The organism is Cryobacterium algoritolerans (genome assembly GCF_004402785.1).
In the GTDB taxonomy this organism is placed as follows: domain Bacteria; phylum Actinomycetota; class Actinomycetes; order Actinomycetales; family Microbacteriaceae; genus Cryobacterium; species Cryobacterium algoritolerans.
In genome coordinates, this window is record NZ_SOFP01000009.1 from 115,779 (window position 1) to 129,933 (window position 14,155).

The following is a 14,155-nucleotide window of genomic DNA, read 5'->3' on the forward strand; positions in this document are numbered from 1 at the left end:
TCGTGGACACCGTCTTCGCCCTGGACGACCTGCTCGAGGTCGACGAGATCGGCTGGGCGCGCAAGGCCCGCGCGTTCGCGACCAACCGCATCCTGCCCACCATCGAGCAGGACTTCGAGGACAAGCGCTTCCGGGTGGAGCTGGTCGCCGAACTCGGCGCAGCGGGCTTCCTCGGCATGCACCTCGACGGGTACGGCTGCGCCGGCGCGGGGGCGGTGAGCTACGGCCTGGTCTGCCTGGAACTGGAGGCCGCCGACAGCGGCTGGCGCACCTTCGTGTCCGTGCAGGGCTCGCTCGCGATGTCCGCCATCCACAAGTACGGCACCCAGGAGCAGAAGCTGCGATGGCTGCCCGGGATGGCCGCGGGCGAGCTCGTCGGCTGTTTCGCGCTCACCGAGCCCACCGGCGGCAGCGACCCGGCGGCGATGAAGACCACGGCCCGAAGGGACGGCGACGACTGGGTGCTCGACGGCTGCAAGCGCTGGATCGGCCTGGCCAGCATCGCCGACATCGCGGTGGTCTGGGCAATGACGGACGAGGGTGTGCGCGGCTTCCTCGTGCCGACCGGAACGCCGGGGTTCACGGCGACGCCGATCGACAACAAGCTCTCGATGCGCGCGTCGATCCAGTGTGACGTCGAGTTCGACGCCGTGCGCGTGCCGGGCGACGCGATCCTGCCCGGCGCCCGTGGGCTCTCCGGGCCGTTCGGTTGCCTGAACGAGGCTCGCTTCGGCATCGTCTGGGGAGCGATGGGCGCCGCCCGCAGCTGCCTGGACGCGGCGATCGGGCGCTCGCAGACTCGCGAGGTGTTCGGCAAACCGATCGGCGCCACCCAGCTCATCCAGGCCAAGCTGGCTGACATGCTCGTCGAGTATGAGAAGGGCGTGCTGCTCGCCCTGCACCTCGGCCGGCTGAAGGAACGCGGAACGCTGACCCCGGCGCAGATCAGTGTCGGCAAGCTCAACAGTGTGCGCGAGGCGATCCTGATCGCACGCGAGGCGCGCACGATCCTCGGCGGCGATGGAATCACCAGTGAGTTCCCGGTGATGCGCCACATGGCGAACCTCGAATCCGTGCGTACCTATGAGGGCACGGATGAGATCCATCAGCTCGTGCTGGGTCGGGCGTTGACGGGTCTGGACGCGTTTGCCTGAGGAGCGGGCATGACCACGCCGCGGCCGACCAGGGCGGGCGGCCGGCTCGTACCCGGTCGGGCCTGACCCGGGAAACCGGAGGTACCCGGTTTCGGTTGTGCCATAGTGAGGTTCTAGCATTGTGCGACTTGGGGGCGACTTGGGGGCGACGTGGCGGTGACGGGGGGTCAGGCCACGTACGCGACCCTGCGCGGACGCATCCTCTCCGGCGACCTGCCGGCCAACGCGACCCTGCGCGAGGCCGCGCTGGCCGAGGGACTCGGGGTCAGTCGGACTCCCGTGCGCGAGGCCCTGCGCCGGCTCGACGAGGCCGGCCTGGTCGAATTCGTGCCCAATCGTGGGGCGACCGTCGTCGCCTGGACCGCCGATGCGCTCCGGGAGACGTACTTCCTCCGGGCGACCCTGGAGAGCCGGGCGGCCGGGCTCGCGGCGGCGCTGATCGGGTCGGCAGACCTCGAGCGGCTCGCGGTGCTGATCGAGCAGATGGAGGAGTTCGTGCGGGCGAGCGACGACGCGGGGATCTCACGGCTCAGCGAGCTCAACGCCGAGTTCCACCACATCGTCGTGGCCGCGTCCCAGAGCAGCCAGCTGATCGCGCTCGCCGCATCCGTCACCCGGGTTCCCATGATGAGCAGCTACTTCCGCCGTGACGGGGGGCACTTCCGGGCGGTCAGCAACCACCACCATCGCGACATTCTCACCGCCCTGGGTTCTGGCGACACGCTCTGGGCCGAGGTCGCGATGCGCTCGCACATCCTCGCAGCGCGGAATTCGGTCGCGCCGACGGTCGCCGACGTCGACCGGTAGCCGCGACCGCCGAGGGGTGACCCGCTCAGGTTCGCCCGAGCAGGGCCCTGGTCAACGGATGCTGCGGTGCGGCCAGGATCTCGGCCGTCGAACCCTGTTCCACGATGCGTCCGGCGTCGAGCACGGCCACCCGGTCGCAGACCGATGCGACGACCGAGAAGTCAGCCGAGCCGATGATGACGGTGCGCCCCGCGCGACGCGCGGCAAGGAACGCCAGGACGGCCGTCTGGTCTGCGGGCTCCCGCTCGCTCAACTGATCATCGAAACCGAGCAATTCCGGATCGTCCGCCGGCGCGTGCGACGAAGCCCGGACCGAGGCAAGGAGGCCGCCGGCCCGGCGCTCGGCCCGGCGCTCGGCCCGGCGTCCGACCGCGACACCCGGTGTCGCGGCGGCCAGGAGTGACCCCAGTCTCGGCCAGTGAGTGCGGCCGAACCAACGCCGACGCCGACCGACCAGCTCGCGACCGTTGAACAGGATCGAACCGGAGTGGATCACGGCCGGTGGCGCGAGCATTCCGGCGATCACGAGGGTGAGTTCAGAGCGGCCGGATTCCGTGTCGCCGACCAGGCCGAGCGTCTCGCCGTGACCGACGGAGAGGGAGAACCCCTCGTCCGGCCATGGATCCGCGCCGCCGGTCAGCGAAAGCCGCAGGCCGCGCACGTCGAGCAGCGCCGAGGCGCGGAAGCCATGGGACGGAACGGGGTCGTCGCAGGGTCGTCGCAGGGTCGCGGCTCCTCGTGAGAGGCTCATTCGATGTCCCCCACGCGGGCTGCAGCGAGTTCACGGCGGCGCCTTCGGGTTGGACTGCGGGTGGGTGTGCGGCCGGGTCGTGCGGGGCCGCCGTGCCGCGGGCCGTGAGGAGGCTCTACGAGAGAAGAAGGACGAACAGATTCGGGTGGCGTCACTGTATGCAATCAAGGCGCCCGGCGGGGCGGAAAGGCCGGGAATTACGGCGTTTGGACCCGAACCGGGGGAGTGGTTGTATGCAGCTTTGATGACATGTTCGGGAAACATTCCGGCAACACACGGCGGCTACGCTCCCAGCATGGTTGACCTGTTCACGGGCTATGGCGCTACCGCGGCACTTCGGGCCAAACCTGGTGCTCCCGGCGCCCGGGACGAGATGTTCCCTGACCTCTTCTCGCTCACACCGGTCGAAGCCCGCGCTGCGTGGCTACGGCCCTCCGGCCGCCGTGCACGACGGGGTCATCCCGGCGGCGCCCGGTCGGGGACTACCCGAACAAGCGGCTCCGGGCCCTCCGCGCCTCCGCCCCGGCCGGGACGGACGACCCCAACGTGGTGGTGCTCACCCCCGGCGTGTTCAACTCGGCCTACTTCGAGCACACCCCGCTGGCTCGGCTGATGGGCGTCGACAAGCTCGGCGAGGTCGTGGTCGAGCCCGTCGATGACTCGGGCGGTCAGGGGATCCTGGTGGGGCCGGCGGCATCCGCGGCCGAACTGGAGAACCTGTGGAAGCAACTCGTCCGAGCCCCCCGCGGCCGGATAGCCCAGCCCGTTGCGCAACTGTCAACCACCCCCACCTTCGTCGCTGACGGCCTGTGCCCGCGGCACGCCGACCTGCGCCCGTTCGCCGTGAACGATGGCACCGACGTTGGTGTGCTGCCCGGCCTCCTCACCCGGGTCGCGCTGGCGGAGGGCGAACTCGTCGTCAACTCCAGCCAGGGCAAACCGTTCAAGGACAACGAACACCAGCAACAGCAGGCGTGTGCGCGACCTGTAGGGGAGAGGAAGGTCCAGGAATGTTGAGCCGTATCGCGGAAAGCCTGTTCTGGATCGGACGCTACATTGAGCGCAGCGACGGCACGGCCAGGATCCTGGACGCGCACCTGCAGCTTCTGCTCGAAGACCCGTGGATCGAGGAGAGCATCGCCTGCAAGTCGTTGTTGCACCTGATGGGTAGCGACGTTCCGCCCGACCGGCTGCTCACCCGCACGGATGTGCTCGCGACGCTGGCCGTGGACCGCGCGCATCCGGCCTCGATCGCCTACTCGGTCAAGGCGGCCAGGGAGAACGCGCGGCGGGCCAGGGAGATCGTGCCCACCGAACTGTGGGAGTGCCTGAACACGACCAGCGCCAGGATGCCGCGCAAGGTGGCGAGCGAGAAAACCCATGACTTCTTCGGCTGGGTGCGCGAACGCGCCGCGCTCGCCGTGGGAATCGTGGAGTCCGGGGTCAGCCGTGACGAGGCCTGGCACTTCTTCAACCTCGGCCGCAGCCTCGAGCAGGCGGACATGACCGCCCGGCTGCTGGCAACCCGGTCGTTGACCGAGACGAGCGGGCCGTCCTGGACCAGGATCCTGCGCTCCTGCGGCGCCTACGAATCGTACCTGCGCACCTACCCCGGCGTGCCGTCGGCGCGGAATGCGGCTGAGTTCCTGCTGCTGGACCGGTTGTTCCCGCGGTCGATCGTGTTCTCCGTGTCCCGGGCCGAGCAGTGCCTGCGCGAGATGGAGCCTCGCACGGACCGGGTCGGCGTGTCCGATCGGGCGCAACGGGTGCTGGGGCAGATCCGCAGCCAGCTCGAGTACCGGCCGATCATGGACATCCTCAATGATCTGCCGCACCAGATGGACATCGTGCAGGAGGCCACGAGCACGGCCTCGGAGGCCATCGGCGAACGGTACTTCCCGACCAGCATCGTGCCGACCTGGACAGGGGAAGTCTCGTGAATCGGCTCCGGATCCGGAACCGCACCGGCTACCGTTCACCGGGGCGAGGTGGTTGCCTCCTGCAACGAGGCCAGGATGCTGCCGGTCAGCTCCCCCCGAGCAAAACCGGTGTTGTACTCCAACCTCGAGATCTCCTCGGTGTCGAGCAACCGCCCCTGCGTCGACCACTGGGGCACCCAGTTCTCGTCGTTCGAGGTGCTCACCCTCGCTCGGCGCGCTCCGGTCGGTCGGTATCCCCGCCCGCTACGTGTCGGGATACCTGCACCCCCGGCCGGATGCCGGGATCGGCGTGACCGTGACAGTGAGACCGTGACCGTGACCGGCGAGTCCCACTCCTGGGTCGAGTGGCTCTGCGGCGACTGGCGCGGCTTCGACCTGACCAACTCGATTGGATCGGCGACCGCCATGGCTCGGTCTGCCGCGGCCGCGACGTGCCGCCGCTCCGCGGCGTGTTCGCCGGCCCGTTCGCCGGCCCGTTCGCCGGCCCGTTCGGCTCCGAACTCTTCGTCAGGGTGGAGATCACCCGGGACCCCTGACCCGGCATCCCAGAGGCTGCGCCGCCTGACCCTCACCGTTCCGGTCGAGGGTGCCCGTCCGGCCGGGCCCACTCGACGGGAACGGGGATCCTGGGCGGCCGGCCGGTGTCAGTGCGTGGGGGAGTGGGACTCGAGGAACTGGTACACCTCGGTCTGGTCGACGCCGGGGAAGGTGCCGGTGGGCAGCGCGGCGAGAAGGCTCGTCGGGGTGCGCGCGGCCGGCCAGGACTGGCCGGCCCAGCGGGTGGCCAGGTCGTCGGGGGCGCGGCGGCAGCACGACTCATCGGGGCAGCGGGACACGGCCCGGTTGGTGGTCTCACGGCCGCGGAACCACTTCACATGGTCGAACGGTACCCCGACGCTCACCGAGTACTCGCCCTCCTTCGCCTTCTCGATCCGCGAGGTGCACCAGAAGGTGCCGCTCGGGGTATCCGTGTACTGGTACCAGGGGCTGAACCGGTCCGGCACGTCGAACACGGTCCGCGCGGTCCAGCTCCGGCAGACGGTCGTGCCCTCGACCGCGCCGAGGGCGTCGCTCGGGAAACGCACCGAGTCGTTCTCATATGCCTTGATGATCGTGCCGGACTCGTGCACCTTCATGAAGTGCACGGGGATGCCCAGCCGCGCCGTGGCGAGGTTCGTGAACCGGTGCGCGGCCGTCTCGTACGACACGGAGAAGGCGTCACGCAGGTCCTCCATCGAGATACGCCGGAGGTTCTTCGCCTCGGTCAGCAGCCGCACGGTGTCCTTCTCCGGCAGCAGGATGGCCGCGGTCAGGTAGTTCGTCTCCACCCGTTGGCGGAGAAAATCCGCGTAGTTTCCGGGTTCGTCGTGGCCGCAGAGCAGGCTCGCGAATGCCTGCAGGATAGGGGTGCGTGAGTCCCGCGAGGCGGACTGGGCGGTCGGCAGGTAGATCCGGCCGTTCCGCTTGTCGGTGACGGACCGGGTCGAATGCGGCAGGTCGCCGACGTAGTGCAGCGAGAATCCAAGGTGTGTGGCCATGTCGGCGACCACCTGGTGCGACACGGGCCCGCCGGAGTGGCCGACCGCGGCGAGGAGCTCCAGTGCCTGCTCTTCGAGTTCCGGGAAGTAGTTGTCCCGCGCGCGCATGGTCGCGCGCAGCTGAGCATTGGCCCGCCTGGCTTCCTCGGGGGTGGCCGCCCGTTCGCGATGCAGCCGCTCGATCTCATGGTGCAGGGTGAGAATCGTCTGCAGCGTGTCGTCGCTGGTTGCCCGGCTGACCCGGATTTTCGCCAATCCGAGCGCCGTGAAGACCGGGCCGCGCTGGGCGCGTTCGACAGCAATCTCCAGGGCGGCCCGCTCGGAGGGAGCCTCTGGTTTCAGGAGGTCGTCGACCGTGGTGCCGAGGACGGTGGCGATGGTGCGCAGCATTGACAGGCGCGGCTCCCGGTTGCCGTTCTCAATCATCGAGACCTGTGATGGGGCCCGGTCGATGGCCGCGGCGAGGCTGTCGAGGGTCATCTTCCTGTTCGTGCGCAGCTCACGGATGCGCCGCCCGAGCGTCAGGGCGTCCAGCCCATGTTCGGCCGGCTGGGGCGCGGAGAGGGAGGAACGAAGGAGCGGATCGGCGTTGACCATGGTTCATCGTCACACGGGCCAGAAGTTCACGCAAGCAGAAGAAGTGATTTTCTTCTGTTGCCTGGAAGGGCCTGCGGGGTATCCAGCCGGCGCAGAGTTGGTGCACAGGCACGCAACGAAGCGAACCCAAGGAGACCAGACCATGAACACCCCGCCTCTCGCGACAACCAACCGGGTCTCGACCAGGTCGACCACCGGGACCAGCTCGACCACCCGGACCACGACCAATACCGGCAGTTTTGCCACGATCGAGCCGCACTTCGAGATCACCGGCGACCTCGGACCCCGCTACGCGGAGATCCTCACGCCCGAAGCCCTCGTCTTCCTCGCGGGGCTTCACGACCGGTTCGCCGGGACGCGGCACGACCTTCTCGCCGCCCGGCTCCGGAAGCGCGTCGATGCCGCCAACGGCCGCGACCCCGGTTTCCTGACCGAGACCGCGCACGTGCGTCGTGACCCGAGCTGGCGCGTCGCCGGCGCCGGGCCGGGCCTGGAGGACCGTCGGGTGGAGATCACCGGCCCGACCGACCGGAAGATGGCGATCAACGCCCTCAACTCCGGAGCGAAGGTGTGGCTGGCCGACCAGGAGGACGCCACGAGCCCCACCTGGGCGAACGTCATCGAGGGCCAGCTGAGCCTGTTCGACACCGTGCGCGGGCAGCTGAGCTTCACCAGCCCGGAGGGCAAGCATTACGCGGTGACCTGCGGACCGACGGGCCAGACACCCACGATCGTGATGCGTCCGCGCGGCTGGCACCTGGTTGAGAAGAACCTGATGTTCGTTGACCGGGCCAACCGGCGGATGAGCGCCTCGGGAAGCCTCGTCGACTTCGGTCTCTATTTCTTCCACAACGCGAAACGGCTGATCGAGGACGGCAGCGGGCCCTACTTCTACCTGCCCAAGCTGGAGAGCCACTACGAGGCCCGCCTCTGGGACGATATCTTCAGCCACTCCGAAGAAAGCCTCGGAATTGAATACGGCACGATCCGAGCGACCGTGCTGATCGAAACCATCCAGGCCGCGTTCGAAATGGAGGAGATCCTCTACGAGCTGCGCGACCACTGCGCAGGCCTGAACGCCGGCCGCTGGGACTACATCTTCAGCATCATCAAGACGTTCCGGTCCCGCGGACGTCGCTTTGTCTTCCCCGACCGCAAGCAGATCACGATGACCGTGCCGTTCATGCGTGCCTACACCGAACTGCTCGTTTCCACCTGCCACCGCCGCGGCGCCTATGCGATCGGCGGCATGAGTGCGTTCATCCCGAACCGGCGTGACCCCGAGGTGACGGCCCGGGCCCTGGCGCAGGTCGCAGGCGACAAGCGGCGCGAGGCGACCGACGGCTTCGACGGCACCTGGGTGGCGCACCCGGACCTCATCGCCACGGCGCAGGCCGAGTTCGACGCGGTACTGGGCGAGAACCCGAACCAGGTGCACCGCTCCCGCGACGACGTGAACGTGACCGCGGCCGAGCTGCTGGACGTGGCATCCGTCGGCGGGGAGATCACCGAGTCCGGGGTGAGGGACAACGTGAAGATCGGGCTGCGCTACATAGAATCCTGGCTGCGCGGCGTCGGGGCGGCCGCGATCGACAACCTGATGGAGGATGCCGCGACCGCCGAGATCTCCCGCTCGCAGGTCTGGCAGTGGATCCACGACAACTCGGTCACGGCCGAGGGCCGCCGGATCGACAAGGCCTGGGTGAACGAGCAGGTCGCCGAGGTCTTCGCCGGGCTCGAGCGCACGGCGGACGACCGCTTCGACGATGCCCTCGAGGTGTTCCGGGCATCCGCCCTTGAGCCCGAATTCCCCACGTTCCTCACCGTTGGCGCCTACGCCCGCTACCTGTAGCACCCGCCCCACCGCTTTCCTCCCACCGCTTTCCTCCTTCCTCCTTCCGCTTTCCGCTTTCCGCTCTTCGCTCTTCGCTCTTAGCGAGAGTGCACTTTTGGCCGCTTCGACTACCGTGAGGGGGCGAAAAGTGCACTCTCGCGGACTGTGGGGGCGGCGGCGGGGGCGGACAACGGGGGATGCGGCGGGTCGGTAGTGTGGAGCGATGATCACGATACGACGGGCGACCGGGGTGGATGCCGCGGCGCTGGCCGAGCTGGCCGAAGCCACCTTCCGGCTGGCAACGCCCGCCCACACCACGGCCAAGGCGGTGGCCGAATTCCTCCGCGATATGCTCGCCGAGTCCAACTTCGCCGGCTATCTGGCCGACCCGGCCCGGGTCGTCCTCGTCGCCGAGGAAGACGGTGCCCTGCAGGGCTACACCATGCTCGTCTTCGGTGATCCGACGGATGCCGACGCCGGGGCCGCCATCCGCATCCGCCCCACCGCGGAGCTCAGCAAATGTTATCTGCGCGAGGAAACCCACGGGCGCGGAGTCGCAGCGTCGCTGATGTCGGCGACGTTGGATGCGGCCAGGGCGCGCGGCGCGGTCGGCAGCTGGCTCGGCGTGAACCAGGAGAACGGGCGTGCCATCCGTTTCTATCAGAAGCACGGCTTCGTCAAGGTCGGCGTGAAACGCTTCCTCGTCGGCGGGCAGTATGAGGACGACTTCGTGCTGGAGCGGGCCCTCTAGACCTGACCGTTAGGCCTAACCGGCAGGCCTAACGGGCAGGCACAACGGGCAGGCCTAACGGGCAGGCCTAACGGGCAGGCATAACCGGCGGGCTTGACCGGCGGGCCGTCTGCGCCCGACCGGCCTGGTCGCGGCCTAAGCGGGGTCCGGGGCGTGGGAGGCGCGGGCCGCGAGCGCCTGGTCCTTCGCACCCTTGATCTTCTCGTAGGCAGCCAGGGCCGCCCGTCTCGTCTGGCCGAGGTCGACGATCGGTGCCGGGTAGGCATCCGTGCCCCACTCGGGAACGTGCTCGCGGACGTATTCGCCCCGGGGGTCGAACTTCTTCGCCTGCAGCTCGGGATTGAAGACTCGGAAGTAGGGTGCGGCGTCGGCGCCGGAGCCGGCCACCCACTGCCAGCCGAACGGGTTGCTGGCCGCGTCGGCATCGACGAGCGTGTCCCAGAACCAGGCTTCGCCCACCCGCCAGTCGACCAGAAGGTTCTTGATCAGGAACGACGCTGCGACCATCCGCACCCGGTTGTGCATGCTGCCGGTGCGCCAGAGCTCGCGCATGCCGGCGTCGACCAAGGGGAAGCCGGTGCGCCCACGCTGCCACGCTCGGAGGGCCCGCTCGTCGAGCGGCGGCCACGGGAAGGCGTCGAACTCCGGTCTCAGGTTGACGCTGGCCAGGTCGGGCGCGTTGAAGAGTACGTGGTAGCTGAACTCACGCCAGCCGACCTCGGTGAGGAATCGCGTTGCGCTTGCCTGGGCTCGGCCGGTCAGGCCGATCCGGGCCAACTCGGTCGCATGCCAGATCTGGAATGGACTGATCTCGCCCCAACGCAGGTGTGGCGACAGCCGAGAGGTGGCCGCGCGGGCGGGCTCGTCGCGTTCGTCGGCGTACCGCGGGAGCGAGTCGCGGAGGAAGTCGTGGAGCAGACGCTGCGCGGAGTCCTCGCCCGGCTGCCAGGCCGCGCGCAGCCCGGCCGCCCAGTCGGGCCGGTCGGGCAGGAGCGCCCAGTCCGCCAGGAGGTCGGAGGCGAGGGCCCCCGAATATCCGGGGAGCGCCGCGGGAGCCGGGTGGGGCGGCCGCGGCGGAGGTGCTGCCTGGCAGGCCCGCCAGAACGGGGTGAAGACCGAATACGGCCCGCCCTGCCCGGTCTGGATCGTCCACGGTTCGTGCAGCAGTGACCCGGCGAAGCTGTGGGCCGAGGTGCCGGACTCCCGCAGCCCCGTCTTCAGTCGGGTGTCCACGGCCCGTTCGGCGGCGCCGTAGCGGCGGTTCCAGTACACGGCGCCCGCGCCGACGGATGCCGCAAGCTCCGTCAGAACCGCCTCGGCCGGCCCGCGGCGGAGCGTCAGCCGCGCGCCGAGGCTTTCCAGCGAATCGGCGAGGGAGACGAGGCTCTCGTGAAGCCACCACCTGGCTGCGCCGCCGAGCGGCCGGATCCCGGCCGATTCCTCGTCGAGGAGATAGACCGCCACGATCGGCCGACCGCGTTCAACGGCCGCGTGCAGTGCCGGGTTGTCGGCGAGCCGGAGGTCGTCCCGGAACCAGACGATCGACGGTCCGGTTCCCGTGGCATCGCCGTCCGGTTCACGGGTGCCGGTCACGCGCGGGAACCCGCCACTGCGCCGCCCACGGCGGTCAGTGGGACGTCCGAGATGCGCAGCACGATCTTTCCCCTGGTGTGGCCCTGTTCGATCAGGCGGTGGGCCTCCGCCCCGTCCGCGAGCTCGAACACCCGGTCGACGTGCACCCGCACGGTGCCATCTTCGATCAGGCCGCTGATCCAGTCCAGGGTGCGGGCGTCGGCCGGGACCTTGTAGCCGGTGGCGTGGATGCCGGCGGCCGCGGCATCCGCGGCCATCGTCGGCCAGCTGCCGGTAGGCGCGTTCACCAGGATGCCGCCCTCGCGGAGCACGGTGAGTGATCTGCTCCCCGTGTTGTCGCGCACATTGCCGATCAGGTCGATCACCGAGTCGAGTTCGGTGAGCACCTCGTCGAAACGGGTCTCGCTGTAGTCGATGACATCATCCGCGCCGAGCTGGCGGAGAAATTCGAGGTTGCGGGTCGATCCGGTGGCGATCACGTGGGCTCCGAACGCCTTGGCGAACTGCACCGCGAAGTGGCCGACGCCGCCGCTGCCGGCGTGGATCAGCATTCGCTGCCCCGGCGCGGCCTCGGCCAGCTCAACGACCATGCCCCACGCGGTGAGGGCGGCGACCGGCACGGCCGCAGCCTCGATGTGGCTGAGCCGCTTGGGCTTGCGGGTGACGCTCAGGCTGGACACGGGGATGTACTCCGCGTAGCTGCCGGAGGTGCGGGGCACCCGCGCCATGCCGTACACCTCGTCGCCGGGTTGAAGCGGGAACGCCGCATACGGCGCGCTGACGACGACGCCGCTGAAGTCGTTGCCGAGCACCGCGGGATAGGCGGAGATCGCCGCGGAGACGCCCGTGCCGGCGCGGGTCTTGGCGTCGATCGGGTTCACTCCGGCCGCCACGACACGCACGATGAGTTCATCGAGCACGGCGATCGGGGCAGGCACATCGGCGAGGTGCAATTCGTCGGGAGCGCCGGTCCGATCGATCACGAGGGCGCGCATGGACAAGGGCAGATTCGTGGCGTTTCCCATTTTCCCATTCTCCACCGGCGGCCTGGTTTCTCCGTGCCGAAGTGCACACGGAGGGTGCTTCTCGGGCGATTCGGCTCCGCGGTGAGCAAATGAACCCCCAATTGGGGGTGTGGATCTCCCCGATGTCCCTCGTCTTGGGGGTGACGGACTCTGGTCACCGGGTGTCTCGGGAGAATAGTCTGTCCTCACAAAGGGGGACCATGGTTCACTTTTCAGGGTTCCAGTGGGTCCCGCTCGGAACCGTGGTGCCATGTCCACGATCATTTTCTTCCGGCAGTGCACGGGGGATCGCGCCGAACCCGAACCGGCGCGATCTCCCGTCACTCGCCTCGGGGCCACGTCCGCCGGGCGTTGGTCGTGATGCCCGCGCCGGTTCGCGTGCCGCTACCGTGCGCTCATCGCGTTGAGCCGGGCGATGAGGTCATTGGCGTAACCGACGAGGATTGCGATCTGGTCGTCGTCGCGCTCGATCCAGCGGCACTCGGGCGCGGGGTTCACCGGCACGAAGTCCTTGTGCTGCTCCCAGACGAGCAGGGTGCGTTCGGCGCCGAGCACATACTGCTGCCACCAGACCTGGCGCAGGTAGGAACGAGGGATGCTGCGCCACGGTTTGCTCGTCGTCTTGATCTCGGCGAGCTCCAGCCCGCCCGTCCCCGTGCCCACGCCGTCGGGCGTGGCCAGGTGGCGGCGGTGTTCCGCCGCGTGGAAGAGGGTGGTGCTGGGTTCGATGCCGTAGTTACCGAGCACCCAGGCCGCGATTTCCGGCTCCCTGGCCCGGCCATGGTCGGTGAAGGTGTTGCCGCTGAAACTGCTGCCGTTGAACTTGTCGAAGGCCGCGTTCTGGACCGATTTCGGAGTGGCCAGTTTCGCGACATCCGTGGCCGTGATCCCCTGGCTCCGAGCCCGTAGCCACGCCACCCGGTCGGTCGAATCGGCGACGATGCGGAGCAGGTGCGGTGCAGAAGGTGACGCGACCTGGATCAGTGACTCGTCCTCCTCGAACAGGGAGAGCATGGTGTCGGTCACCTCCCCATTGTCTCCCGTACCGGCCCCTGGAGGCGCCAGGCCGCGCCCCTTTCGGCAGCCCGCGCCCGCCGAAGCGGTGACGGGCTGCCGAAAGGGGCGCGGCTTTGCGGAGGCACTGCCCGACACGCGAGGCACGGATGCCTGCCGACGGATGACGGCCAGGCACATCGGTCAGGCGATCTCCGCGAGCACTCCCTGCTTGATCTGCAGGCGGCGCTGGGCACGTTTGGCGACGGCCGAATCGTGGGTGACCACGATCAGGGTCAGGCCACGGTCCCGCCAGAGACCCTCGAGGAGATCCATGATCTCGTCGCGGGTCCCTTCGTCGAGGTTTCCGGTCGGCTCGTCCGCGAGGAGCACCGTCGGCTCCTTGACCAAGGCGCGGGCGATGGCCACCCGCTGCTGCTGGCCGCCGGACAGCTCGGCGGGCAGGTGCCTGCCGCGGTCGCCGAGCCCGACGGCGTGAAGCGCCGCGGACGCGCGCGCCCGGCGGTCGGCGTGACTGAGCCCGAGTGGGGCGAGCGCCGTCTCCACATTCTCCTGCGCCGTGAGTGTCGGGATCAGGTTGATGCCCTGGAAGACGAAGCCGATCGTGGTGGCCCTGATCACTCCGAGCCTCGCGCCGCCGAGCCGGGACAGGTCCGCCTCGCCGAGCAGCACGGTGCCGTCGGTGGGCCGGTCCAGCGCCCCGAGCATTTGCAGCAGGGTGGACTTGCCGCCGCCGGTCGGCCCCTGGATGGCGACCAGCTGGCCGTCCGGGATGGACACGGTCACGTTGCTGAGCGCGGTGACGGAGCGTTTGCCCTGGTCGTACTTCTTGGTCACGTTCGTCAATTCATACATCTACTGGTTCCTTCGGGTTCGAGGTTCGAGGTTCGTGTACTAGGTGGGAGGGTCGGGATTCGACCGAGGCTGCGGGCCGGTCAGGCGATGCTGCGGAGGGCCTCTGCCGGGCGCAGCCGGGAGGCGCGCCAGCCGCCGAGCGCCCCGGCGAGCAAGCCGCCGAGCACGGACAGGCCGACCGCGATCAGGATCACCGACACCGTCACCGGTGCCGTCAGCATGATGTCGGAGGTCGCGGCGGCCTGTGCGGCGCCGCCGAACCCGCGTCCGTCGCCGGGCCCGCCGGTGCCCGCGCC

At 69.2% G+C, this 14,155-nt stretch carries 12 protein-coding genes and 3 pseudogenes; 7 read left to right on the forward strand and 8 right to left on the reverse strand.

The annotated features are described in order from the left end of the window. Positions 1-2: 2 nt before the first annotated feature. Together E3O19_RS01710 and E3O19_RS01715 are read left to right on the forward strand one after the other, a co-directional pair. Entirely contained in the window at positions 3-1,154 is a 1,152-nt protein-coding gene (locus E3O19_RS01710; protein WP_134564908.1) for an acyl-CoA dehydrogenase family protein, read from the forward strand. Positions 1,155-1,310: 156 nt separating this feature from the next. Next, positions 1,311-1,961, forward strand: coding sequence for a GntR family transcriptional regulator (locus E3O19_RS01715; RefSeq protein ID WP_166804419.1), 651 nt, complete (start codon positions 1,311-1,313; stop codon positions 1,959-1,961). Between the two features lie 25 nt (positions 1,962-1,986). On the opposite strand, the gene E3O19_RS01720 is transcribed toward E3O19_RS01715, so the two are convergent. Beyond that, positions 1,987-2,712 carry an ATP-binding cassette domain-containing protein gene (locus E3O19_RS01720; protein WP_134564887.1) on the reverse strand — a complete coding sequence of 242 codons (726 nt, stop codon included), beginning with the start codon at positions 2,710-2,712 and terminating at the stop codon, positions 1,987-1,989. A gap of 456 nt (positions 2,713-3,168) precedes the next feature. Here E3O19_RS01720 and E3O19_RS01725 point away from each other — a divergent pair. Continuing rightward, a pseudogene (locus tag E3O19_RS01725) lies at positions 3,169-3,663 on the forward strand (circularly permuted type 2 ATP-grasp protein); the annotation flags it as partial. Positions 3,664-3,722: 59 nt separating this feature from the next. Then, positions 3,723-4,652 (forward strand): alpha-E domain-containing protein, encoded by a 930-nt coding sequence (locus E3O19_RS01730; RefSeq protein ID WP_134564889.1) that lies wholly within the window; start codon positions 3,723-3,725, stop codon positions 4,650-4,652. Positions 4,653-4,687: 35 nt separating this feature from the next. Here the strand turns inward: E3O19_RS01730 and E3O19_RS18180 are convergent, their stop codons facing one another. Continuing rightward, a complete protein-coding gene (locus tag E3O19_RS18180; RefSeq protein WP_241981133.1) occupies positions 4,688-4,855 on the reverse strand; it encodes a hypothetical protein in 168 nt (55 codons plus the stop codon). 2 nt (positions 4,856-4,857) lie between these two features. On the opposite strand from E3O19_RS18180, the pseudogene E3O19_RS18185 reads away from it, so the two are divergent. Next, positions 4,858-5,188 (forward strand): annotated as a pseudogene (locus E3O19_RS18185) (transglutaminase-like domain-containing protein); the annotation flags it as partial. A 108-nt stretch (positions 5,189-5,296) separates the two neighbouring features. Here the strand turns inward: E3O19_RS18185 and E3O19_RS01740 are convergent. After that, positions 5,297-6,787, reverse strand: a complete 1,491-nt coding sequence (locus E3O19_RS01740; RefSeq protein ID WP_134564890.1) for a helix-turn-helix domain-containing protein — start codon at positions 6,785-6,787, stop codon at positions 5,297-5,299. Between the two features lie 142 nt (positions 6,788-6,929). Between E3O19_RS01740 and aceB the strand changes: the two genes are divergently transcribed. Both aceB and E3O19_RS01750 read left to right on the forward strand, forming a co-directional pair. Further along, positions 6,930-8,639, forward strand: coding sequence for a malate synthase A (gene aceB, locus E3O19_RS01745; protein ID WP_134564891.1), 1,710 nt, complete (start codon positions 6,930-6,932; stop codon positions 8,637-8,639). Between the two features lie 205 nt (positions 8,640-8,844). After that, entirely contained in the window at positions 8,845-9,372 is a 528-nt protein-coding gene (locus tag E3O19_RS01750) for a GNAT family N-acetyltransferase (protein WP_134564892.1), read from the forward strand. Positions 9,373-9,507: 135 nt separating this feature from the next. Here the strand turns inward: E3O19_RS01750 and E3O19_RS01755 are convergent, their stop codons facing one another. The 5 genes and pseudogenes from E3O19_RS01755 to E3O19_RS01775 all read right to left on the reverse strand — a co-directional run. After that, positions 9,508-10,965: a cryptochrome/photolyase family protein gene (locus E3O19_RS01755; protein ID WP_134564893.1), complete on the reverse strand. Its 1,458-nt coding sequence runs from the start codon at positions 10,963-10,965 to the stop codon at positions 9,508-9,510. Then, the gene (locus E3O19_RS01760; RefSeq protein ID WP_241981130.1) at positions 10,962-11,990 is read right to left on the reverse strand and encodes an NADP-dependent oxidoreductase; all 1,029 of its coding nucleotides are present in this window, start codon (positions 11,988-11,990) and stop codon (positions 10,962-10,964) included. The genes E3O19_RS01755 and E3O19_RS01760 overlap by 4 nt, the downstream gene beginning before the upstream one ends. Positions 11,991-12,374: 384 nt before the next feature. Beyond that, positions 12,375-13,004, reverse strand: coding sequence for a YqaJ viral recombinase family protein (locus E3O19_RS01765; protein ID WP_134564910.1), 630 nt, complete (start codon positions 13,002-13,004; stop codon positions 12,375-12,377). Between the two features lie 183 nt (positions 13,005-13,187). Continuing rightward, the gene (locus E3O19_RS01770; RefSeq protein ID WP_134564894.1) at positions 13,188-13,859 is read right to left on the reverse strand and encodes an ABC transporter ATP-binding protein; all 672 of its coding nucleotides are present in this window, start codon (positions 13,857-13,859) and stop codon (positions 13,188-13,190) included. An 80-nt stretch (positions 13,860-13,939) separates the two neighbouring features. Next, positions 13,940-14,155 (reverse strand): annotated as a pseudogene (locus tag E3O19_RS01775) (ABC transporter permease); the annotation flags it as partial.